This is a genomic window from Ohtaekwangia sp., assembly GCF_036786105.1.
Classification (GTDB): Bacteria; Bacteroidota; Bacteroidia; order Cytophagales; family Cyclobacteriaceae; genus Ohtaekwangia.
In genome coordinates, this window is the sequence record NZ_DAIQRQ010000048.1 from 5,920 (window position 1) to 27,718 (window position 21,799).

Annotated in this window: 19 protein-coding genes; 12 read left to right on the top strand and 7 right to left on the bottom strand. The window is 44.8% G+C overall.

The genetic code is table 11. From position 1 onward, the window contains the following. A partial coding sequence (locus V7Q33_RS17265; RefSeq protein ID WP_333820618.1) for a hypothetical protein occupies positions 1 to 578 on the bottom strand: 578 nt, incomplete at its 3' end. An 843-nt stretch (positions 579 to 1,421) separates the two neighbouring features. Between V7Q33_RS17265 and V7Q33_RS17270 the strand changes: the two genes are divergently transcribed. From V7Q33_RS17270 to V7Q33_RS17320, 11 genes are all read left to right on the top strand, one after another. Continuing rightward, entirely contained in the window at positions 1,422 to 1,784 is a 363-nt protein-coding gene (locus tag V7Q33_RS17270) for a hypothetical protein (protein ID WP_331977282.1), read from the top strand. A gap of 409 nt (positions 1,785 to 2,193) precedes the next feature. Next, positions 2,194 to 3,462, top strand: coding sequence for a M57 family metalloprotease (locus tag V7Q33_RS17275; RefSeq protein WP_333820619.1), 1,269 nt, complete (start codon positions 2,194 to 2,196; stop codon positions 3,460 to 3,462). Between the two features lie 189 nt (positions 3,463 to 3,651). Continuing rightward, positions 3,652 to 4,491, top strand: coding sequence for an ABC transporter permease (locus V7Q33_RS17280; RefSeq protein ID WP_333820620.1), 840 nt, complete (start codon positions 3,652 to 3,654; stop codon positions 4,489 to 4,491). Between the two features lie 49 nt (positions 4,492 to 4,540). Continuing rightward, on the top strand, positions 4,541 to 5,812 hold the full coding sequence (locus tag V7Q33_RS17285; protein ID WP_331977288.1) for an ABC transporter ATP-binding protein: 1,272 nt from the start codon (positions 4,541 to 4,543) through the stop codon (positions 5,810 to 5,812). A gap of 4 nt (positions 5,813 to 5,816) precedes the next feature. Then, entirely contained in the window at positions 5,817 to 7,055 is a 1,239-nt protein-coding gene (locus V7Q33_RS17290; RefSeq protein ID WP_333820621.1) for a glycosyltransferase family 2 protein, read from the top strand. Between the two features lie 3 nt (positions 7,056 to 7,058). Beyond that, a complete protein-coding gene (locus tag V7Q33_RS17295; RefSeq protein ID WP_333820622.1) occupies positions 7,059 to 8,681 on the top strand; it encodes a glycosyltransferase in 1,623 nt (540 codons plus the stop codon). After that, entirely contained in the window at positions 8,678 to 9,685 is a 1,008-nt protein-coding gene (locus V7Q33_RS17300; RefSeq protein WP_333820623.1) for a polysaccharide deacetylase family protein, read from the top strand. The genes V7Q33_RS17295 and V7Q33_RS17300 overlap by 4 nt, the downstream gene beginning before the upstream one ends. A 10-nt stretch (positions 9,686 to 9,695) precedes the next feature. Beyond that, complete coding sequence (locus tag V7Q33_RS17305) at positions 9,696 to 10,619, top strand: glycosyltransferase family 2 protein (RefSeq protein WP_333820624.1); 924 nt, start codon at positions 9,696 to 9,698, stop codon at positions 10,617 to 10,619. Continuing rightward, positions 10,616 to 11,677 (top strand): glycosyltransferase family 2 protein, encoded by a 1,062-nt coding sequence (locus tag V7Q33_RS17310; RefSeq protein WP_331977298.1) that lies wholly within the window; start codon positions 10,616 to 10,618, stop codon positions 11,675 to 11,677. Before V7Q33_RS17305 ends, V7Q33_RS17310 begins: the two co-directional genes overlap by 4 nt. A gap of 18 nt (positions 11,678 to 11,695) precedes the next feature. After that, on the top strand, positions 11,696 to 12,694 hold the full coding sequence (locus V7Q33_RS17315; protein WP_333820625.1) for a glycosyltransferase family 2 protein: 999 nt from the start codon (positions 11,696 to 11,698) through the stop codon (positions 12,692 to 12,694). Next, positions 12,691 to 13,767: a glycosyltransferase gene (locus V7Q33_RS17320; protein WP_331977302.1), complete on the top strand. Its 1,077-nt coding sequence runs from the start codon at positions 12,691 to 12,693 to the stop codon at positions 13,765 to 13,767. The genes V7Q33_RS17315 and V7Q33_RS17320 overlap by 4 nt, the downstream gene beginning before the upstream one ends. A gap of 162 nt (positions 13,768 to 13,929) precedes the next feature. Here V7Q33_RS17320 and V7Q33_RS17325 read toward each other — a convergent pair whose 3' ends face one another. Both V7Q33_RS17325 and V7Q33_RS23425 read right to left on the bottom strand, forming a co-directional pair. Continuing rightward, entirely contained in the window at positions 13,930 to 14,142 is a 213-nt protein-coding gene (locus V7Q33_RS17325) for a type II toxin-antitoxin system HicB family antitoxin (RefSeq protein ID WP_333820626.1), read from the bottom strand. Positions 14,143 to 14,175: 33 nt separating this feature from the next. Beyond that, positions 14,176 to 14,310, bottom strand: coding sequence for a type II toxin-antitoxin system HicA family toxin (locus V7Q33_RS23425; RefSeq protein WP_442945978.1), 135 nt, complete (start codon positions 14,308 to 14,310; stop codon positions 14,176 to 14,178). A gap of 243 nt (positions 14,311 to 14,553) precedes the next feature. Here V7Q33_RS23425 and V7Q33_RS17330 point away from each other — a divergent pair, with 243 nt between their 5' ends. Then, a complete protein-coding gene (locus V7Q33_RS17330) occupies positions 14,554 to 15,015 on the top strand; it encodes a YHS domain-containing (seleno)protein (protein ID WP_333820627.1) in 462 nt (153 codons plus the stop codon). A gap of 64 nt (positions 15,016 to 15,079) precedes the next feature. Here V7Q33_RS17330 and V7Q33_RS17335 read toward each other — a convergent pair whose 3' ends face one another. From V7Q33_RS17335 to V7Q33_RS17350, 4 genes are read right to left on the bottom strand one after another with little or no spacing between them, the layout of a single operon-like run. Next, entirely contained in the window at positions 15,080 to 15,943 is an 864-nt protein-coding gene (locus tag V7Q33_RS17335; protein WP_333820628.1) for a DUF7281 domain-containing protein, read from the bottom strand. Positions 15,944 to 15,973: 30 nt separating this feature from the next. Continuing rightward, the gene (locus tag V7Q33_RS17340) at positions 15,974 to 19,654 is read right to left on the bottom strand and encodes an ATP-binding protein (protein ID WP_333820629.1); all 3,681 of its coding nucleotides are present in this window, start codon (positions 19,652 to 19,654) and stop codon (positions 15,974 to 15,976) included. Then, positions 19,629 to 20,177, bottom strand: a complete 549-nt coding sequence (locus V7Q33_RS17345) for a condensin complex protein MksE (RefSeq protein WP_331977312.1) — start codon at positions 20,175 to 20,177, stop codon at positions 19,629 to 19,631. Before V7Q33_RS17345 ends, V7Q33_RS17340 begins: the two co-directional genes overlap by 26 nt. Before the next feature lie 53 nt (positions 20,178 to 20,230). Then, entirely contained in the window at positions 20,231 to 21,781 is a 1,551-nt protein-coding gene (locus V7Q33_RS17350; RefSeq protein ID WP_333820630.1) for a hypothetical protein, read from the bottom strand. Positions 21,782 to 21,799 lie beyond the last annotated feature (18 nt).

The window sequence follows — 21,799 nt, forward strand, 5'->3', positions numbered from 1 at the left end:
TCATTAGTGGTAATAGTCCAGCCTGTAATCGTCTTGGTTGCGGGAGACACACCAGAATACGTGGGTACAATCGATATATCCTGGTAGGGAATCAAACTGATGCCACCGCTGTTATTAAACATGAACCGCCCCCCTACATTTCCTACCTGGTAGGTATAGATATCTGGCTCTGTGTCTTGCTTGTACTGGAGGCCGTTCAGATAATTATAGTCCGACAGTTCATCGCTATACGTATCTTTACTGAGGTCGGCTGTATTGGAGAAGCTGAGGATGCCGGAGTAATTGGAGTTGTACAGCCAGCCGCTGCGCGTAGCATCGGCAAAGTCATCAGGCAGGCCCCGGGTCTCTCGACTCACGTAAGATACGGCATCTAAATTCCAACCAAATCCCACTGATCCCATTACACCTGCAGTGTACTTCATCTTGAAATCCTGAACCAGGTCGTGATCTTTTAAGGTATACAGGTCAATAAAAATTTGGGGCTGGCCAGTGTACATGTCCACTGCTATTTCCCCCTGGCCGAAGCCGTTAACAAAAACGCTGCATAGCAATAAGCAGCCAATAATGAGACGGTGCATGGTAAAGCTTTCTTTCAAGACGGTAGAGTTAGAATTAAATTGAAGTTTAACGCTTCGCAATCATAAGCGATAACACTGCGTTACGGGAGAGAGAAGTAGTGGGACCAGACTATAGATACAGTCTGGCGCTATCAGCGCTCGCAGGCATACAGAGTCAGGCTCTGGTGCAATAATAACAGATTCAGCGGAATAATTGTACGAGACGCCCGTTGTTTCGCTTTTATTTTTTTAAATCGACTTTAAGCCGATATAGGTATAGTAATTTTTCTCTTTAATTCTTCAGTACACTCAAATTTATTTTGTCTATAGAAAGTCGCTACGATACAGGTATATAAGAGCAGCCATGCGCAGCGCTCCTCTATAGCGTGAATAAATGGGTTATATAATGTAAAAATATAGTACCCTTATTACAGGTAATTATAACCCTGCCTGCAAAGTAGACTTAAGGATAACGGATCGGTAAAATTCAATTTAATCTTCGCAGTACTTTTTTATTATATCTGTACACGGTCAGAGATCGCTTTCAGTCGCACCTGCTGACCATCAGCCCGAAGCAGAACCTTTTTGGATTCAGAAACCTTTAGTCAGATTGAAGTTCTGATTTCATGATAAATGTAATTACGAGTGAACACATTTTTGTTCAAACAAGTCGCCTGGGTTAGGATGCGAGGGCGGATGAAGTGTAGAATTCATGTTACGTAGACAATCGCCCACAATAAAAATGATATCTGTTACCAATAAACTATACTTTATTAAAGATGAAGTGATACTTGCAGTGATACTCTTAACTGGCATGATGTTTTGAACTGGATACGGTATATGTTCAACAAAATCTTATCGCATATGAAAAGGCTATTATTTGTGTGCTTCATGATATTCGGTACTGCAGCAGTACTGAATGCACAGGACACTACGTCTACGTCACGTGACAGGCATCGTCAGGATGCATCGAAAGATCAGGATCATCGGGATAACTATACCGACAAGGATGTAATTACTGCCGGTGAGCTTCCTGCAAATATTCGCGAGCAGTTGCAGACCGGTGAATATAGCGGCTACACAGTGTCCAAGGCTTACCGCAAAACGAAAGACGGCAAACCTCTGTATGCTGTTGAGCTGACGCGCGGCAACGAAAAGAAGAAAGTGAAATTCGATGCACAGGGAAATATCGTGAAAGAGAAAACAAAGGGAAACAAAGATCAGTAACCCGGTGATGATTTCTCGCAATCATCCCCATGACAGGGAAGGCTTCCGAAGAAATACGGAAGCCTTCTTTTTTTACCGCCAATGCAGGTCGATCTCTGACTGCGCGCTGCGTGAACGAGTGAAATCGTGGCTTGGTATATATTTGCCTGTAAGTTATTTTATGTCTATAGCCAACTATTGGTTAAACAATACAACGCATAGGTTACTTGGACTAATAAGGATAACGCTCTTTAAGTGTTACTACTTCATACCTGAAAAAGCAGGTACCCTGCACAGGGTATATACTTATCTTCATTAAAAATTAATGGTATATATTTTTTACATAAGCACCTTCTTAATATTATTGCAGCCGTAATCATAACCATTGTTTGTAATTAGTTATTATTTCCAACCTTAATTAACACGTACTATGAATGAATTTTTAAGAGTTCCCTTACGGGGAATGCGGCTACTGTCATGTGCTGTAGCCATGGCTGTTCTGTTGTGCATATCGTGTGAGAATGAAAAGATCGATGCTGACACTGCATCAACATCGAATGATCTCAACGCTGTTGCTGCCAAATTGCAAGCTGCAGGGTTTGACACCAGCGAAGGGTTCAGCAAGTTTGAAAACGGATACCTGGTGGAATATGATATATTCCTTACCGGGGAGATGATCGATGAACTTGTTGCAACCTCTACTCCTGCAAATGGACGAACAGAACACTACCGAACGAACAATCTGGTATTGGGCACACCGCGTATATTGCAGGTATATATGGATACCGGCTTTGGAACGTATATGCAAAGTGCGTTTGATGCTGCGTTGGCGCGTTACAACGCGCAAGGGCTTGGACTCACGTTTCAACGTACTACCAATTCTGCCGCAGCTGATATCAGTATATTATCGTTCAACGAAGTGAGTAATGTATTGGGTTATAGTGCAGGCTTTCCCACGAATGGTAATCCTGCAAGTCCCATACGGTTAAATACGTATTACTACAACAATACTACCAGCAGACCGGATGCTACAACAGTTATTGCGCACGAGATAGGTCACGCGATTGGCTTCCGCCACACAGACTATATGAACAGAACGTTTAGCTGCGGCTCCGGTGGCAACGAGGGCGATGCTGGTGTAGGCGCCAATTACATTCCGGGCACGCCTACCGGCCCTTCGGCCAATTCATGGATGCTGGCATGCTCCAGCAATACCGATCGTCCTTTTACCGCTGATGATGTCACTGCACTGACTACTGTATATCCGAAGCGGACTATACCGGCAGGTACATCGGCGGTATATCGTTACTACAGCGGCAGCGGTGGCGATCACTTTTATACTACCAACTGGGCTGAGCTTGGCGCGGGAAAAAATGGCTATGTGCTGGAAGGTATAGCACTCTTTGCAAATACAAGTCAGGCATCGGGTACAGTTCCTGTATATCGTTATTATAGTTCCCGTGATGGCGATCACTTCTATACAACCAACTGGGCGGAGCTTGGTTCCGGTGGCAGCGGCTATACGTATGAAGGTGTTGCTTTTTATGCATTCTCCTCGCAGGCAAGTGGTACGGTGCCCATATATCGCTACTACAGCGGGCGCGATGGCGACCACTTTTACACTTCCAACTGGGCTGAGCTTGGCTCGGGTGGCAGCGGCTATACGTATGAAGGCATAGGCTTCTATGGTTATCCCTGATCGCCAGGCATGCTTTTACAGATCAGTAACTTCGGGTTGTTTTAGCCCGAAGTTATTTTTTTGCTTCCCTCCTTTTTTACTTTTATAGCGGGCATATTATATGCTCACAGCCTGCCAACGGGCCTTCGTAAAGAATGCTGCATTTCTTTTAGTAAATTATTTTCAGCATTTTTGAATAAAGACCTTACTATGCGATGGCAATGGGAAATTAAGCCAGACTCTGCCTGGTTTGAATGGAACTGGACCGAGATGTGGCATTACCGTCATCTGTTGTTTCGTTTGATTCGCAGGGATTTTCTCACACAATATCAGCAAACGCTGCTCGGGCCGATATGGGTTGTGATACAGCCGCTGGTAACGGTGCTGCTATACGTTATCATTTTCGACCGCGTAGTTGGCATCTCTACCAATGACGCCCCTCCGATTCTGTTCTATCTTAGCGGCATTATCATCTGGAACTTATTTGCAGAGTCGTTCTCCGGATCGGTTTATACATTTAGTGCCAATGCTCCACTATTTGCAAAAGTTTACTTCCCCCGGTTGGTAATACCGTTTTCTATTACGGTCACTCACATCATCCGGTTCTTTATACAGTTTGGCCTGTTCGTGATTGTGTATGTATTTAATCTTTATAAAGGTACTATATCGTTTAACTTTTCATATAGTCTGCTGGCACTTGTACTGGCCGTAATTGTTCCGGCGGGTATAGGGCTTGGTGCGGGGCTGGGCCTTTCTGTATTTCTGGCCAAGTATCGCGACCTTACCAACCTGATCCAGCTTACCATCCGGCTGCTGATGTTTGCAACGCCCGTCATTTATCCATTATCAATTGTACCGGAAAAGATCAGGCATGCCATGGTGTTTAATCCGCTCGCTCCGGTTGTGGAATTTTTCAGGTATGCATTTTTGGGCGAAGGTATGTTCACAGTTATACAGATACTTTACAGTGTAGGATTTGCCGCCGGTATATTTGTATTGGGGGCTGTTCTGTTTAATAAACTGAGCGATAAACTGATCGATGTGGTATGAGCGATATGCATGCAATCTATATTCCTCTCTTGTTAGACCCTGCGTATACATGACGAACGATCCCGTTATTGAAATACGAAATCTGTCAAAGCTTTACCGGTTGGGAACCATCGGTACAGGTTCATTGCGACAGGACGTGCAACGCTGGTGGTACACAAACGTTTTGAAAAAGGAGGATCCCTTTTTTAAAGTTGCGGGCAACCAGGAAAATTCGCATGACTTTTTATGGGCACTCCGGGATATAAATTTTGATATTCGCGAGGGTGAAGCGTTTGCCATTATAGGCCGCAATGGTGCCGGTAAATCTACCTTGCTGAAAATTCTTTCCAAGGTGATACGCCCCACACAAGGAGTCATCCGTGGTCGTGGTCGTATCAACAGTTTGCTGGAAATTGGCACTGGCTTTCACGATGAGTTAACAGGGAGAGAAAATATATACCTTAACGGTCATTTTCTTGGAATGACCAGGAATGAGATCCGCGGTAAGTTTGATGAAATTGTTGACTTTTCCGGTGTTGAGCAGTTTATTGATACCCCTGTGAAGCGTTACTCATCGGGTATGTATGTACGGCTTGCCTTTGCCGTAGCGGCACACCTGGAACCCGATATTTTGATTGTTGACGAAGTGCTTGCGGTGGGCGATGCAGAGTTTCAGAAGAAGTGTCTGGGTAAAATGAATGATGCATCCCGAAAAGAAGGACGCACTATTTTATTTGTGAGTCATAATATGCAGGCTGTTTCCAACCTCTGTCACCGCGCGATGCTGCTGCAAAAAGGAATGATGACAATGATCGGCCCTGCCACGCAGGTGGTAAATCGCTACCTGAGCGGTATACAGCAGCATCAGCTGATGCAACAATGGAACGATCCCAACATGGCACCGGGCAATGCCATGATACGAATGAAATCAGTACAGCTTATACCTGTGCAGGATGATGTTACCGCTCCGATCGATATACGTACCACACTGCGGCTGGAATTTGAATTCTGGAACCAGGAAGAAGGTATAGACCTCGCCACGGGTATACATCTGTTTACACAAAGCAGCGAATGTATCTTTGACGTAAGCTCAAAATCAGCAACCTATAGCAAAGGGTTAATTAAGGGAAACTGCACTATACCGGGTAACTTTCTGAATGACGGATCTTACTATATATCCATCATTTTCGTCCGGGATACTTCTGTGGAAATATTTTACCTGAACGAATGCATTTCATTTGAAGTAGAAGACTACCGTGAGAATATGAACTGGTATGGTAAATGGATGGGCTATGTGCGTCCCAATTTTCCGGTTACCCTCACTCCTGTACCTTCCCTTTAACTGCATGGCGATATTCAAGCCCTACAACTGTTTTTACCTGGATATAGCGGCACACGTTAATCTGCCGGAATTTGTTATGCATAACGAAGGCCAATATATAGTGCTCTGGTGGAATGCGCTGCCGATTGGACATTTGTTCATTAAACCGGAAGAAGTACTCACACCCGCTGCTTATGAAGCCAAAGTAATCCATGCCACATCGTGGGCAGTGAATCATTATGTGAAAGATATGGTACCATTGCCGGAATCGTGGTCAGCACTTCGTACTATTCTGGCAAACGCCTTTAACCATACTGAAACTATTCCGCAGACCTGCAAGGCAAGTGTTGTGATCTGTACGCGTAATCGTGCCGATCATTTACATCAATGCCTTACCAGTCTGCAACAACAGGAATGCAAACCCGCAGAGATTATTGTAGTCGACAACGCATCTGCTGATGATCGCACAAAAAAAACGGCAGAGGCTTTTCCAAACGTAAAGTATATCTGGGAAGGTCGGCCCGGGCTGGATATAGCCCGAAACACCGGGGCAAAGGCAGCAACCGAAGCCATTGTACTTTATACAGACGATGACACACGCATACATCCCCGCTGGGTATACGAAGCTGTGAAAACATTTGATGATCCTTCGGTAATGGCCATGACGGGACTAGTGCTGGCGGCCGAACTGAACACCGAAGCACAGTGGCTCTTTGAACGCCATTGGCCATTCAACCGGGGGTTTATCGATAAACGTTACGACTCTGCTTTCTTTGCCAGTACTGTGGAGAACGGAACACCTGTATGGAATATAGGTGCAGGTGCCAACATGGGCTTTCGGAAGGATATATTTTCGCAAGTCGGGCATTTTGACGAGCGCCTGGATGTAGGTGCTGCCGGCTGCAGTGGCGACTCTGAGATCTGGTACCGGATACTGGCATCCGGAAATACTATACATTACAATCCGCGCGCCATCGTATCGCACTATCACCGCGATGGGATGGATAAATTCAAATACCAGATATTTCATTATATGCGTGGCTTTACGGCTGCCCTACTTATACAATATCAACGTTTCCGGCACAAGGGTAACCTCAGGCACCTGTTCCGGTCACTGCCTCCATATTACGCGTGGCTCCTGGTAAGAGGTTTTCCCTATAACCGGGGGCGGTATAAAACAATATTTGCAGAAATACGCGGAGTATTTTCAGGAATATTGTTTTATATTAAACATCGGAACACACCATCCAACCATTCCCTGTAAACTGTGTCACATCAACCACTTGTATCGGTTATTATACCTTGCTATAATCACGCACGTTTTCTCGCGGAATCCGTTGACAGCGTAAGGAAACAAACATACACAAACCTTGAGATTATTATTGTTGATGATGGATCAACCGATAACACACGTGCAGTAAGTGAATCCCTGACCGGCATTCGCTATATATACCAGCCGAACCAGGGATTATCCGCAGCACGTAATACCGGCTTTGATAACAGTCATGGCGACTATATCGTGTACCTGGATGCCGATGACTGTTTATACCCGGAAGCTATTGCCAGCAATCTTCAGTATCTCTTACAAAATCCTGCGCTGGCCTTTGTATCCGGCTGGCATGAAAAGGTTGATGAGTGGCTATACCCGATCGAAAAAGATGCACTATCGGTAATACGCGAAAAACACTATATCCACTTGTTGCAGGGCAATTATATAGGTATGCATGCCGCGGTAATGTATACCCGTTGGATTTTAAAGCAATTCAGGTTTGATACTTCATTGAAGGCTTGTGAAGATTACGACTTATATATGCAAATAGCCCGGCAATATCCGGTAGGCTGTCACGATAAAACAATAGCGGCATATCGGATTCATGGTGCAAATATGTCATCCAAAATACCGTTCATGCTGGCCGCTGTACTTCATGTGCATCAGCGGCAAAAAGCTCATCTCACCAACCATGAAGAAGAGAAGGCCTGGCATAATGGCAAGGCTATCTGGAAGCAATATTACTCCACTAAACTTCAGCAAATACTCTTTAGTCAGATAACAGAAAAACAGATTCCTTCACAGGAAGATCGCCAGGCTTTGATGCGCCTGAACACGGCAGCTGGTCTTCGGCTGGAAGCTGCCATCGCCCGGGTAAAGTTCAGAAATATACTCAGAGATATTCTTCCTCCCTTTATACTTCGCAGATTATATAAAAGAGGATATATATACCGCTTCACACCCGAACAGGGAAAAATACAATGGGGCGACCTGGAGCGAGTAACGCCATTCAGCAGCGACTTTGGGTTTGACCGCGGTGGCCCTGTGGATCGTTACTATATTGAAAAATTTCTCGAAGCAAATAAGTCCCTCGTTAAAGGGCGTGTACTCGAAATTGGCGACAACGCCTATACTTTGCAATACGGCCAGGGAAAGATTTCACAAAGTGATGTACTGCACATTGCATGGGCCAATGAAACGGTAACTTTTGTAGGCGACCTCAGTGATGCACCGCACATTCCATCGGACACTTTTGATTGCATTATACTAACACAAACCCTGCACTTTCTCTATGACTTCCGGGCTGCGCTGCGAACCTGTCATCGTATTTTGAAAAAAGGCGGCACATTACTTTTAACGGTTCCCGGCATCAGCCACATCGATAAAGGCGAGTGGAAGGAATACTGGCTGTGGGCCTTTACCGATAAATCCATGCAGAGATTACTGACCGAGCATTTCCATGAGCGCGACATCACGTTAAACACGTATGGAAATGTATATATCGCGACAGCGTTTTTATACGGTGCAGGGTTACCGGAAGTGCGCAGGGACTTTCTCGATATACACGATCCCAGTTATCAGGTAATTATCGCAGCGAAAGCGACCAAACAGATGCTATGAAGCGCTTTCTAAGGAAGATTTTTATTCGGGATAGCGGTGCACTGGTACTGATGTATCATCGTATAGCAACACCGGCCATAGACCCCTGGGAGCTTTGTGTATCGCCTGAAAACTTCGAACAACAGCTTCTTTACCTTAAACAGGAATACCGGGTTATCCCGATGCAGGAATTGACGCAACGTATTCAAACACGTGAGCCTTTAAAGAACTATATAGCGATTACTTTTGATGATGGTTATCGTGACAATTATACCCATGCGATGCCATTGCTTGAAAAATATAGTATGCCGGCTACATTCTTCTTTACACTTCAATTTCAGGCTGCTGATAAGTTCTATTGGTGGGATGAGCTGGAGCAAAGAATACTCCTCACACCTACTCTTCCCAGACATCTTTCGCTGTCGCTGGAATCCGAAACATTTGAATTTGATTTGAGTGATGCCGCCACTTTAACGGCTTCACAACAAAGTGAGATGCGCTGCTGGCATTATGGAAAACCGTTATACAATGCAAGACTGGAATTATTCTATAAGCTATGGGCCCTTATCAAACCGGCATCCATAGCAAAACAGCAAAGTATTATGCAGACGCTGCGCGCATGGACAGGCACGATAGATCGCGATACAAATCTTCTGATGGATGCAGCCCAGATACAATCCACAGCGCAATCTTCGTTGTTTGAGATTGGCGCGCATACGGTAAATCACCCGGCGTTGGAATATCTTGAGGCAGAAGAACAAAACCATGAAATGCAGCAGAGTAAAACAGCGCTTGAAACATTAACGGGTAAATATATAGCGGGTATTGCCTATCCATACGGAAGTATGAACCACCATACCTCCGTGCAGGCACAGGCAGCAGCATTCCGGTATGCTGTTTCAACGCAAGCCGGAGTCTGCACGCATGCATCCGACCTCTATGCGTTACCTCGTTTCCAGGTTACAAACCTTGACGGGGAAGCATTTAGAAAGAGTATCAAAATCTGGCAAGGCAACAACAGGTAATATACAGCGAATGAAAGACCCCATCGTTTCAGTAATCACCTGCTTTTACAATGAAGAAGCATTTCTGGAAGAAACTATTCAGAGCGTACTTCATCAGACCTATCCTCATTGGGAATTGATCCTCGTTGACGATGGCTCGCACGATGCAAGTTCAGCCATTGCAAAACGTTATTCACTTGAACAGCCGGACCGGATACGTTACGTTGAGCATGAAGGCCATGCCAACAAAGGTCTCTGCAAAAGCAGGAATGTTGGCGTAGCCAATTCACGTGGTGACTTTATGGCCTACCTGGATGCTGACGATGTATGGCTCCCCGACAAGCTCCGAAATCAACTTCAGATATTCGAAAAAAATCCGGAGGCGACAGTATTGCTGGAAGCATCCGAATATTGGTGTAGCTGGCAGGATGCCAGTAAGAAAGATACGGTGGTTGACATCGGTGCCACGCCCGATATAGTATACCGGCCGCCAGCGCTCCAGCTTCAATTATATCCATTGGGTCAGGGTGCTGCTCCGTGTCCGTCCGGTATCATGGTGAGACGAAGTGTGCACGATCATATTTCTTTTGTCGAAGCTTTTACCGGGCCGAACGCAGCGTATGAAGATCAGGCTTTTCTGGCACAGGTATATCTTTCTCAACCCGTATTTGTCTCATCACAATGCAATAACCGGTATCGGCAACGACCGGCATCAATGGTGTTCAGTATCCATCAAAATGGAATATACCACCGCGTGCGGCAGTTTTACCTCGAATGGTTTGAACGCTACCTGAACGATCACGCCATCCATGAGGAGCGCGTCAGCAAGTTGCTGCGCCAGGCGCTCCTTCCCTATCATTACCCGTTATACTATGCCATGCTTTATACCTGGCCCGCAAAAATTACCAGGAAAGCAAAACAGATAGCCTGGAAGCTCTTAAACCGGATAAGATGAATACCCCTCGTATAACGGTTCTTATGCCGGTGTATAATGCCGCTCCCTTTCTGCGGGAGGCGGTGGATAGTATACTGCAGCAAACCTTCCGTGATTTTGAATTTCTGATCATAGACGATGGCTCTACCGATGACAGTGCCGCGATTATTGAAAGCTATACTGACCCGCGAATACGGTTTATTCTGAATGATGGCAATATAGGTATATCTGCCACCCTGAACCGCGGCATTGCACTGGCTGCCTGCGAGCTGATAGCACGCATGGATGCAGACGATATCAGTTATCCTGCGCGTTTGCAGAAGCAGTACGACTACATGGTGGCGCACCCCGCCTGCGGCATGGTATCGTCCTGGTGCCGGGTAATAACGGCTGATAAGAAGAATGTCCGGACAGAGCGGTATACCAGCCGGTTCTTTTACTATAACCTTACGTTTGAGTGCTGGATATACCACCCCACCGTGATGTACCGCAAACAGGCTGTAATCGATGTGGGGATGTATAGTATGCCCTATTCCGAGGATTATGATCTTTTCTGGAAGCTGGCACAAAAATTTCCGGTCAATAATCTCAGTGAGATTCTGCTTGATTATCGTCTCTCACCCAATAGTTTAAACACGGTGCTTCGCAAAACGGAGTACGACATTGCGAACGAACAGAACGTAATCCGCAACATTCAACGCTATATGGGAGAAACTTTTACTTTACAGGAAGAATATCTGGAATGCCTGCGCAACAACACAGCACCACTCGCTGCGAAAAAAAGCATACCCGACATTCTGCAATGCCTCTCAATACTGGATACAATCACAGCACAAATAGCCCGAACTGAGAATATAAATTGTCGTCCCATCGATATATATGAGGCTGCCTGGTTCAAGCGCGACTTTATAGTGTACCAGCTCTTCCAACAGCTATCATGGCCTCATAATGTGGTTTTATCGCTTAAAACCGGGAAGCCGGGACTTGTATTCCGGAAGGTGAGCCAGGCATTGCAATGGCGCACAAAAAAAATCTGGCATCATTTACGAATGACAGGGAAAAGAAGTAACTTAATATAGACTCCTAACTTGGTCGATTTGAGCAACACGTATCCACCCGATACGGGTCGTACACCCGAACAGCCTCCTTGCATAGCACCCGTTGGTGTGTCAACGAGGCCGCTTTGGTCTGTAATGATACCCGTGTACAACGGAGGCGCTTACCTTCGGGAATCGCTGGAAGCGGTGTTGCAGCAGGCCTATAGTGAGAACGACATGCAGATTGAGGTGATCGATGATTGCAGCACCGATATCGATGTGCGTTCGTTGGTAGCAACGATTGGTCAAGGCCGCATCGGGTACTTCTGTCAGCCCCGCAATGTGGGAAGTCTGCGTAATTTCGAGACCTGTATAAATCGTTCCAACGGTATATATATACACTTGCTGCACAGCGATGATATCGTACTCCCCGGATTCTACAAAACCCTAGCGCGTCTTTTTGAGCAACACCCCGCTGCCGGCGCAGCCTTCTGTCATTATCAGTATATAGATGAAACCGGCAAGGTTGTATTTATACCTCAGGCAGAGGCTACAGAAGAGGGTATATTAAAAAACTGGCTGGTGCGACTGGCCGAACGGCAGCGCATTCAATATGTAGCAATAGCCGTAAAGCGCGAAGTTTATGAAAAACTGGGAGCGTTTTACGGTGTGCACTACGGCGAAGACTGGGAAATGTGGATGCGTATCGCTGCGCAGTATCCATTTGCCTATACGCCTGCTATATTGGCTTCTTACCGCAGGCACTCAGATTCCATATCCGGCAAATCATTTACCACCGCACAAAATATCCGCGATCTTGAATTTGTAATGAATAAGATCAACAAGTTGCTGCCGGAAGAGGAAAAGAAACCGAGTTTACAAAAAGCCCGGAAGTTCTATGCTTACTATGCCCTGCGCACGGCCAGGCAATTATGGACACGTTCGAAAGACCGTCAAGGTGCTATTGCTCAAATGCGGAGTGGCTGGGGCTTGCATAAAGATATACCCCTGGCTGTGGAAATTGTAAAAATGGTAGGACGCTTAATCCTGAACCGATGAATATACCCGGTGTTTCCGTTGTGATCTGTACTTTTAACGGGGCGGATAAATTATCCGAAACGATCAGGCACATTGCGCAGCAGCAAGTGCCATCGCATATACCCTGGGAATTTATTATTGTAAACAACGCATCGACAGATGATACGGTGCAAGTGGCGCAAACGGAATGGAATAAATATACCACCGGGCACTCGCTCCGGATTGTACATGAACCACAACCGGGACTGAGCTATGCCAGGCGCAAAGGTTTTGAAACAGCAACCTTTGATTACGTTCTACTCTGCGATGATGATAACTGGCTGGATGCACACTATATAAGCACGGTATACGAGATTATGTTAGCGCACCCGAATATTGGTGCGCTGGGAGGATGTGGCACACTTGTATTTGAAGAAGATCCACCCTCGTGGGTAAGAACGTTTTCAATTTATGCTGCGGGGCGACAGGCGGCAAAAAGTGGTCCTTGTAACCGATTCACTGTATATGGTGCCGGGTGTGTGATCCGCAAATCAGCGTACGACAAACTCCTGCAGGCTGGCTATCGAAGTCTGCTGACAGATCGTTTAGGAAAGGAACTCAGCTCCGGTGGCGACTACGAGCTTTGCCTTGCATTAGTCATTGCCGGCTACGCCATCTGGTATGATGAGCGATTGACCTTCCAGCATTTTATTACCCGCGATCGCATTACCCGGGAATACTATGGAAAGTACCTGCGGGAAAGTGCCCGATGCTTTGAAGTATTGCACCCCTATAAAGTTATATGTGAATGGCGATCACTAACGGTTAAAAGCTTCCGCTTCCGTATGGCGAAATCACTTTTCTATTTACTGAGAATATATATACCGGTAAGAATAAAAAAAGCTTTCCAGATAAAAGGAAGTCCCAGATATATACTGCTATCGTTGCGGGCTTATTCCTTATCGTCAATGATCCGGGTTTACATGAATCACTGGCGCACCATTATCGAGAACTACCGGCACGGTAAAGCCCTTCAGAAAAGATTCAGCACCGCCGCCAACTGGGAATTTAAAACGGCAAAGCGAACTGCGCCGGTATCGTCTGTGGTGAAGTAATATATAAGCCTTACTTTCTAATTGCTTTGCTTCTGAGTTTTAAGGGAGTTCTTTTATACTTCACTTTTTTACGAGGCATTCTGATAGGTTCAGTTGATCCATTTGTATAAGAAGTAGTGGAATACCCCACTTCCCGTGCAATAGCTTGTTCAACAAGCTCGTTTAAAGAAATTTCGCTCTGGCTCTTTTCCTGCAATTACAAGCCTGAAGATAATCATCAACAGCACCCCGGAAAGCAACCTCCAATTCTTTTACCGTATCTCCTTCAAAAGTAATAAGATCGTTTACACCAAAAATTTTTCCAAAGAACACACCATCATCTGCACTATACTCTACTATACCTTTATAACTCTTATACTCCATTGGATTTTTCATAAAAAATTTTGACTTTTTAGAGATTCAATCACTTCATTTATCATGTACCTTTAGTATAGGTTTAGGATGTGGTTCGTGAAAATGAATAATATGCTTGTTGTTTTTATGAATGAACTTTCTTCGCGATCCACTGCCCGTTATTTCACTGTAGCCAAGATGTTCCAGTATAAGCTTAGTTCACTCCACGTAAAATCTCTCGGCCTGCTTAAAAGGCGGCTCTTTGCCTTCTCCAATCTGCTCATTCGTACAACGGTAAATCGAAGCTCAAAGACATTGCACTATTTTTTAGTTGCAAATCATTTTTTAGAATCAGTATACTCGTTCCAGGCGTTCTGCCGTTATATAAATCGATGAAGCACTTCTGTCGATTTTGAATAGCCGTTAACTTTGAGCGTTATTAACTACAATACCATGAAACGCTCCCTGACTATTATATTCCTTCTGTGCCTGACCTGGACAGCTCACGCACAAGCTGAAAATGCTACACGACTCCGTAACTATAATAACGACAACGGCATTGCGATCAAAGACTTCGATCCTGTAAGTTACTTTAAAGGGAAGGCTGCCAAAGGCTCTGAAAAGTTCGCGTATACCTATAAAGGACTCACCTATTACTTTGTGAACAACGAGAACATGGAAGAATTTAAAAAGTCACCTTCCAAATACGAACCTGCCTATGGCGGATGGTGTGCTTATTCAATGGCCATTAATGGCGAACGTGTAAAAGTAGATCCATCTACTTACAAGATCATCAATGGCAAAGTATACCTGTTCTCCAACTTCAACGGAAAAAATAACCTGCGTGCCTGGAACACCAACCAGGCGAAGTACAAAGCTTCCGCTGATAAATTGTGGGTGAAGAAAATGCACTAATAAATAGTTTCCAGCTGCCCGCTGCCAGAGGTGTGTGAGTGGGATAGCGGTGTGCAGAGCTCTTTCATTCGATCAATACTTCCTGAGACAGGCCTTTTCTGACTTTCCTGATGATGGCAATAAGGTCTTTTACCTCAGCGTAATCTTCAAATGGAAAATCTCGGAGACGTTCCATCTGTCGTTCATATAATTCTCTTTCACCATGCAACATTAATAACGACTCTATATTTTCGGGAATTAAAAACCTGCATCGATTCGCTTCAATCTTGCTTCTGAACTCAGATATATAGATATGTATGCCTTTCGGATCGAAATCGCCAAAATGTAAATATGGATTCGGAATTTTGGCAAGCCAGGAAATTATTGCTTTGCTGTTCTGATATCGCCAGATAAAGAGTGGCTTTATGTCGGTGAAAAGATACCGTTGTCTCTCTATGTCGCGAAAGTTTTCATAACCCTCTACTACAACTACTGTTATATCTGTTGGAATCACGAAATGCTCATAGTCTCTCACAAATAAAAAGCTGCCGTGCACAGGTTTCCAGGTAACAACTTCTCCGTGCAGGTGACCAACGATATCGTTGTAACCATTAACAAAAAATCCTTTGACCAGCTCTACATCTCTAAACTTGGAATCAGACGTAGCTTTCACGGCATCGCTCCTGCTTGTATCCTCACTTTCCAAAAACAGAATGTATTTCTCGAGTGATGGAATTTCCAGTTTATGATGAAGATATTGTTCCAGATTGTCTCTATCCGTGCAATAGATCATTTTTTGTTGAGTTCCCACGGGTTTATACTCAACAACTTCATCATTTAGCAACTGATTCAATAATACGCGGGTCTTCCCACGAAATTCTCCCAGCGGAATTTGCTCACCCCGACACAGTTGTCTAAGCTGATATGCAAATGACAAAGTGATCTTCATCGCTATATTTCAACTATTGCAGTAACAACATCACGGTTCAATACTCATCGTAAGCAGCGGCACTACTTTTACATAGCCGTGCTGATCCTTTCTGAATTTATAAGTATAGTTATAGTGTGTTTCCAGCTTGCTTTCGTTCGGCAATCCGTTTACGAGGCAGATATTGCGCTCTTCGGCAAAGTTGATCAGCTCTTTCAGATACGAGGCTGATATCTGCCCCACTTCATCGATGATACAATGAACAAAGAAGTTACGCGCAGTCTTTTCAGTTGACTCTTTAATGAACACGTTCAGCAGCGTAATATAGATCACGGCTTTCACCAACATGTCTGTTCCGGTAGAACCGACTTTATCGATCTTCTCGATCCAACCGGTATCATTTTTACCTTCCTTGATCCTGAAGCGCAGCTCGAACAAATCCTGTACGCGTATCTCTTCGTATTTCTCTTCGGCAATGGTTTTCTGAAGGTCATTCAGTAATTCAACCGAACGCTTATCGATCTCAGCTTTAGCTTTATTAGCCTGGTTGAAAAGGTTAGCTTCACCATACAGGAATGGATTCTGCTCACGAAACTCCGATATCTTCTGCAGCTTGCGCAACACTTTGTTCTCGCTATCTTCCGATTTCAGTTTGATATACTCGATCAGCTTTGAACTCTCGAAAGAAGCTCTGCCAAAGTCGGCTTCCATTTTGGTGATCATCTTCTGGATGCGTCCTTTGTGTTCGATCAGCGCCTTCATTTTGCTGGCGATCGCATCAATCAACATACCGTGGCTCTTGGCAACTTCTGCAATAGAAGTCTGAATCTTGTTCTCGTTATAAAAGTCTTGCAGGTAGGCAGCAAAACGTTCATACTCGCCTTCGCCGGCCTGCGGATTGATCTTGAAGTTAAGGTGGTTATCCGGACGGAACCTGCCAGTGAACTCAGTCACATTGTTTCTGAACTTCTCAAATTGATTGTGATACTCCGTGTCGTTTGCCAGCAACTGCGAGCATAAACCAATAATACCAGCTTCCGAATGTTCAGCCGGCGCAGGTTCAATGATGTGACGAAGTCTGTCGAATAACGTGCGTTCTTTGAAGTGCCGCTCGAAGTGATCGAGACCATCGGTATATTTCTTCAACGACTCGGTTAACGCACGGCTGTCTTCTTCCAGCTGCGTTTTCCGCTTGGCATAACTTTGTTTTTCAAGAAAAAACTCTTTATCTGATTGCCGGATTTTGTCCTCCAGCTTCTCGCGCTCACGCTTAAATTCTTCTACTTTATCGAAGAGCTCACGTTTGTCTTTGCGATAATCGTTGAGCAACTCAGAATATTTTTCCAATGCCTGCAGTGCTTCCTTTGCTTCATCAATTTCAGCTTTCAGTTTTTTGATGCGGCTATCGTCTATACCTTTTGTCTTGAGAACTTTTGTTTTCTCTTTCTGCAGCTTCTCCTTCCTCTCCGTATAGTCGTTGAGTTTTTCTTCTTTCAATTCGCGAAGCTTCTCCACTTCAACTTCCAAAGCTTTGGTCATTTTTGCCAGGCGCGCGTTGAAGTCCTCCTGCATCGCTGCTATATCTTTACGCAGCACGGCATCAAGTTCGGAGATCGTTTGGCCTAGTGTAGCCGAATCTTTCTTGATCGACTCCAGCTCTGCATATACTTCCAGCAAGTCCTTCTCGCGCTGTGCCTCGCCTTTGCTCGTCCACTCGCCCAGGTCAAGGGTATATTGTTTTTCCTTGTGATCGTCCTGCGAAATTTCGTATTCAATCTGGGCAATCTCATTCTTCAGCTGTGCAGTTTTCTTGCCGATCGATGCGAGCTTCGATTGCTCTTCATGTGCCTGCGCTTCTCTGAAATCTAGGAATGCCTGGTTCAGCTCGGCAATCTTATCACGGTATACACTTTTCTCCTGCTCGTATTCCTCCAGCGTTTTAGAATATACTTTTACATGCGACAAATCCAGTTTGATGCCGTACAACGTATCCAACCCTTCCTTCAATGCTTTTGGCTGAAGCTCCTGATTGAAGAGTATATCTTCGTTACATACTTTACCGATGGTTGAATGCCAATCCGGGTAATGCTCCTGCAGAAATCCAAAGAAAGCATTCTGATGTATGGACAGCTTTCCTTCTATGGCTTTAATCTTTTCTTCCAGTGCTGTTACCTCTTCCTTGTTGCGAGCTACATATTGCTCGGAAGTAAGTTTATTGCGTTCACGAATATGATCGGCTTCCTTCTTCAGTGAGTCAATCGTATTCATCTTTACGGTCAGAGCCGAGCTGCGTTCCACGCGGTTCCGTGAAATCTCTTCAAGGTGACCTTTCAGCAGACTGATCTCTTTCTCGAAATACTTTTTTCTGCGAATATCTTTTTCGCGAAAGTCGGCATCTTTCTTCTCCAGCTCTTTCTGATTGAGCTGCTGCTTATAACGATCTACCGCTGCGGTATACTGATCTTTTCGCTCGGCTTCTTCCTTGCGATACGCATCGCGCAGGTTGTTCTTGTCTTCCTGGTATTTTTTATCGAGCTGAAGTCCCTGTGAGCTGAGCACGTTCTCAAACTCCTTGCGCTCATTCTCCAAAGCATTAAACAACGTTTTAAACTGCTGCTCCACATCACTGAATCCGGCGGTGAGTGTAGTATATTCATTCTCACGTGCCTGCAACTGCAACACGATCTGCGGACGCTCTTCGGCCTTTACCAGTAATTCACCAATACCTTGCGATTCGTATTCTTTCTGTTTCTTGTCTGCTTCCCGTAACTTCGACTTCAGCGCACCTATATCCTGGTTTATCTCTTTGTTCTTCTCCTGCTGTGCAATCTCTTTCTCGCGAAATTCTTTTTCAATGGCTTCCATCGCTTCACGCTTCTCGGTTGCCTGCTGCGCTAACAGTTCCTTTTGTTCTGCAGCATATTTTAATGCTCCTCCTAATTCTCCTGCCAGCGAGCGTTGCTTGTTCTTGAGGTTCCGTATCTGCGAGAAGTTATCCTTGATGAGGTCACCACGCTGTGAGTTTTCCTTGCGGAAGAAAGTCTCTATATCCTGGTAGCGTTCGGTAAACTGACGCAACTGGCGCTCCACCGTCTTCAACTCAATGTTGGTGTGCTTGGTACTGATCGAGTTGGCAATACATTCCTTTACAAACTCAGCCTTGATTGTGGCCTCAGAACTGAGAAAGATCGAAGTAATGGCCAGCGGTATATTATGATAGTTGCTGTTCCCCTTCATCAGGGCGAACTTCTTATACTTTTTATCCGGGTCGGCACCATAAATAATATTGCGATAGCGCTCAAACGTTTCAATCTGGTCGCTATAGTTTACACGATGTTCGTTAAACTTGGTGAGCACCTGCTTGGGCAGCAGTGCTTCACTGTTATCGATATAGTGCTCCTGTATAAATTCGTTTTCTACAAAGCGATAGAAGAGCTTGTTGTTGCGGTATACCATTACATGGAAGATACCTTCCTCGGTCGCAATCTCGTAAATGATATACGAGTTAGGATATTGAAAGTAATAATCCTCGAACGACTTCTGCGAACTGGATATACCCAGACCGCGCGTATTGGCGCTATAGAAAAATAATATAGCACGTTGCAATGTAGTCTTCCCCATGTTGTTGGTTCCAACAAAACACGTGTTACCGGCTATTTCAATGCTGGCATAATCGGTATTGGCTATATTAATGAATATGATCCGGTTAAGGATTCGTCTGTTCTCCATCATCTTCAATTGTAATGAGTGAAATAACCTGTTCCAGGTAGTGGATGGCATCCATTACTTTATAGGTATCTTCATCTTCCTGTTCAAAAAAACCTCCGGTGGTCAGATCACCGGCAATCTCGGTTACCTTATCCGTCATCTTTTCCTTGCGGGAAAGAGCAAAGAGTTTTTGTTTCAATCGCTCGTTCGCATAGCACTCTTCGGCTATCTGCGTAACGCGGTAGCGTGTGCCCACAGCCGGCTTGGTATCCATCGATGAAAAGAAATCCATTACATCGATATAGTATGCAAACTGTTCGAGCTTCTTTTCCATCAGCGTGTTCGTCTCTTCCTGCTGGCTGAAGTAAAAGTAATTATGGCCGCGCTCCAGGTAATAGCCGGTATGACTGAAGAACTCCTTCAGTATATTAAAATTATCCTCATAGTTGATCACATCAAACAGCTTACCCTTGCTCCCGTTGGAGCTGATAAAGTTACCCTTGCTGAGTATGCTGAATATTTCCGGTGTCTGCTTGGGAATGTTCATTGGCTATAAGTTAAAAGCTGAAAGTTTAAGGTTTAAAGTTTAAGGTTTAAAGTTCATGGTTTAAGGTTGTTCTGTACTGAATCTGTCTTGAGCTTTGAGCTTCGAGTTCTTTTGGGTTTACTTTTAATTCCGTTCTTCGGTTCTGCAGTAGTGTCATCCTCTGTTGGTGCTTCGGCTACTTCAACCTCTGTATCGTTAGTCTTTTTACCCCGTTGTCTCCTGTTTTTAGGGTTCACAATCTCTTTGTGTTCATTGATCAAAACCGGTTCTTCCATCGCTACAATCTCTTCGGGCTTTTCACGTTCAGCATGAAGCATCAGGCTTTCAACTTCTTGTTCTGCCTCCGGTAACATTGAATCCTGAACCTTAAACTTGGAACCTTGAACCTTTAATGTTGAATCTCTCGCTTTGATCACCGCATACCCAACGCGCTGTTTCTGGTTCTTTTCGTTGATGAAACTCATCCGGCCAAATTCTCCTGTAATCTGCAGCTTATCGTCATGGTCGATGGATATCCCTACATATAGCGAGATCCGTTTCTCCAGCGACAACTCTCCTACTTTATCAGGGAATTTATACTGCATGACAAACTGGAACAGGTCCTCATCAGTTTGTATAAACTTGTTTACTAATCCCGCTATATTCAGACTCGATGACTCTTCCAGGTTTTTGTCATCGAAACCGGCTGCCATTTTACCGGCAGGCTTCCGGTTGTTGTTACGAAGCAAGTGAAGCTTGGCCGCCACTTTCTGCGTAAGCATATAACCATGATCGGTATGCAGAAAGTCGAGCGATAATCTTCCCTTGAGCGGAATACGCTTATGAAAGAACAGCGCCTTCGTATTGGCCACCACTTCCACGAAGTTGGTTTTATACTTCAGCTCTTCATAATCTTTTAATTCCTTCAGGCGTTGTATCTTTTTATAGATCGCAGCCTGGTGCTGAATCTTGTTGATATAGTCAATGATCTGCGCCTGTATCTCGTTCAGGTAGTCGCGGTTGCGCACCAGGGTATAGCGCAGGTCAAGCACAATCGAACTTAGTTCGGCATCGATAATCGTATTGAAAAATCCCTGTGCCTCTGAAATGATCTGTTCCGACTCTTTGATGAGGTTGATAATGTCATCGCGTTTGCGCTTGTACTTATCAAGCTCCTGCAATTTGATAACGTAGTTGTCCTGGTTCTTATACGTTTCATCAATGTTCTTGTGAAGCTTCATCACCTCCCGCGAGGTAGTAGAATTGATCTTCTTCAGGGAACGCTTGATGTTGCGCAGGAACTTCGGATTGTTATCAATGCGATAATAGCGCAAGCCCTCACTCAGCCCCTGAATGTTATCGTTGATAAAGCTTGTGGTTACTTCACCGATTTCCAGGAACTCTTCAATGAACGTTACCACACGATCGTCCAGGCCAATGATGTTGTTGTTCTCGTGAATGATCTCGTACATCACCAGGCGTTCGAGTTTGTCGTCCGTCATATCCTCACGGGCGAGTATCTCTGACTTATTGATGGAGTCTTTGTTACCGAAAAGCATTTCGATCACCTCTCTGTTCTGATAGAGGAGATTGATGAGGTCTTTAATGCTTAACGGATTCTTCACTTCTTAAAAATACAGGCT

Coding starts and splice junctions, on each gene's coding strand:
- V7Q33_RS17270 (WP_331977282.1), top strand. CDS start 1,422: ATGAAAAGGCTATTATTTGTGTGCTTCATGATATTCGGTACTGCAGCA.
- V7Q33_RS17275 (WP_333820619.1), top strand. CDS start 2,194: ATGAATGAATTTTTAAGAGTTCCCTTACGGGGAATGCGGCTACTGTCA.
- V7Q33_RS17280 (WP_333820620.1), top strand. CDS start 3,652: ATGCGATGGCAATGGGAAATTAAGCCAGACTCTGCCTGGTTTGAATGG.
- V7Q33_RS17285 (WP_331977288.1), top strand. CDS start 4,541: ATGACGAACGATCCCGTTATTGAAATACGAAATCTGTCAAAGCTTTAC.
- V7Q33_RS17290 (WP_333820621.1), top strand. CDS start 5,817: ATGGCGATATTCAAGCCCTACAACTGTTTTTACCTGGATATAGCGGCA.
- V7Q33_RS17300 (WP_333820623.1), top strand. CDS start 8,678: ATGAAGCGCTTTCTAAGGAAGATTTTTATTCGGGATAGCGGTGCACTG.
- V7Q33_RS17305 (WP_333820624.1), top strand. CDS start 9,696: ATGAAAGACCCCATCGTTTCAGTAATCACCTGCTTTTACAATGAAGAA.
- V7Q33_RS17310 (WP_331977298.1), top strand. CDS start 10,616: ATGAATACCCCTCGTATAACGGTTCTTATGCCGGTGTATAATGCCGCT.
- V7Q33_RS17320 (WP_331977302.1), top strand. CDS start 12,691: ATGAATATACCCGGTGTTTCCGTTGTGATCTGTACTTTTAACGGGGCG.
- V7Q33_RS17325 (WP_333820626.1), bottom strand. CDS start 14,142: ATGAAAAATCCAATGGAGTATAAGAGTTATAAAGGTATAGTAGAGTAT.
- V7Q33_RS17330 (WP_333820627.1), top strand. CDS start 14,554: ATGAAACGCTCCCTGACTATTATATTCCTTCTGTGCCTGACCTGGACA.
- V7Q33_RS17335 (WP_333820628.1), bottom strand. CDS start 15,943: ATGAAGATCACTTTGTCATTTGCATATCAGCTTAGACAACTGTGTCGG.
- V7Q33_RS17340 (WP_333820629.1), bottom strand. CDS start 19,654: ATGATGGAGAACAGACGAATCCTTAACCGGATCATATTCATTAATATA.
- V7Q33_RS17345 (WP_331977312.1), bottom strand. CDS start 20,177: ATGAACATTCCCAAGCAGACACCGGAAATATTCAGCATACTCAGCAAG.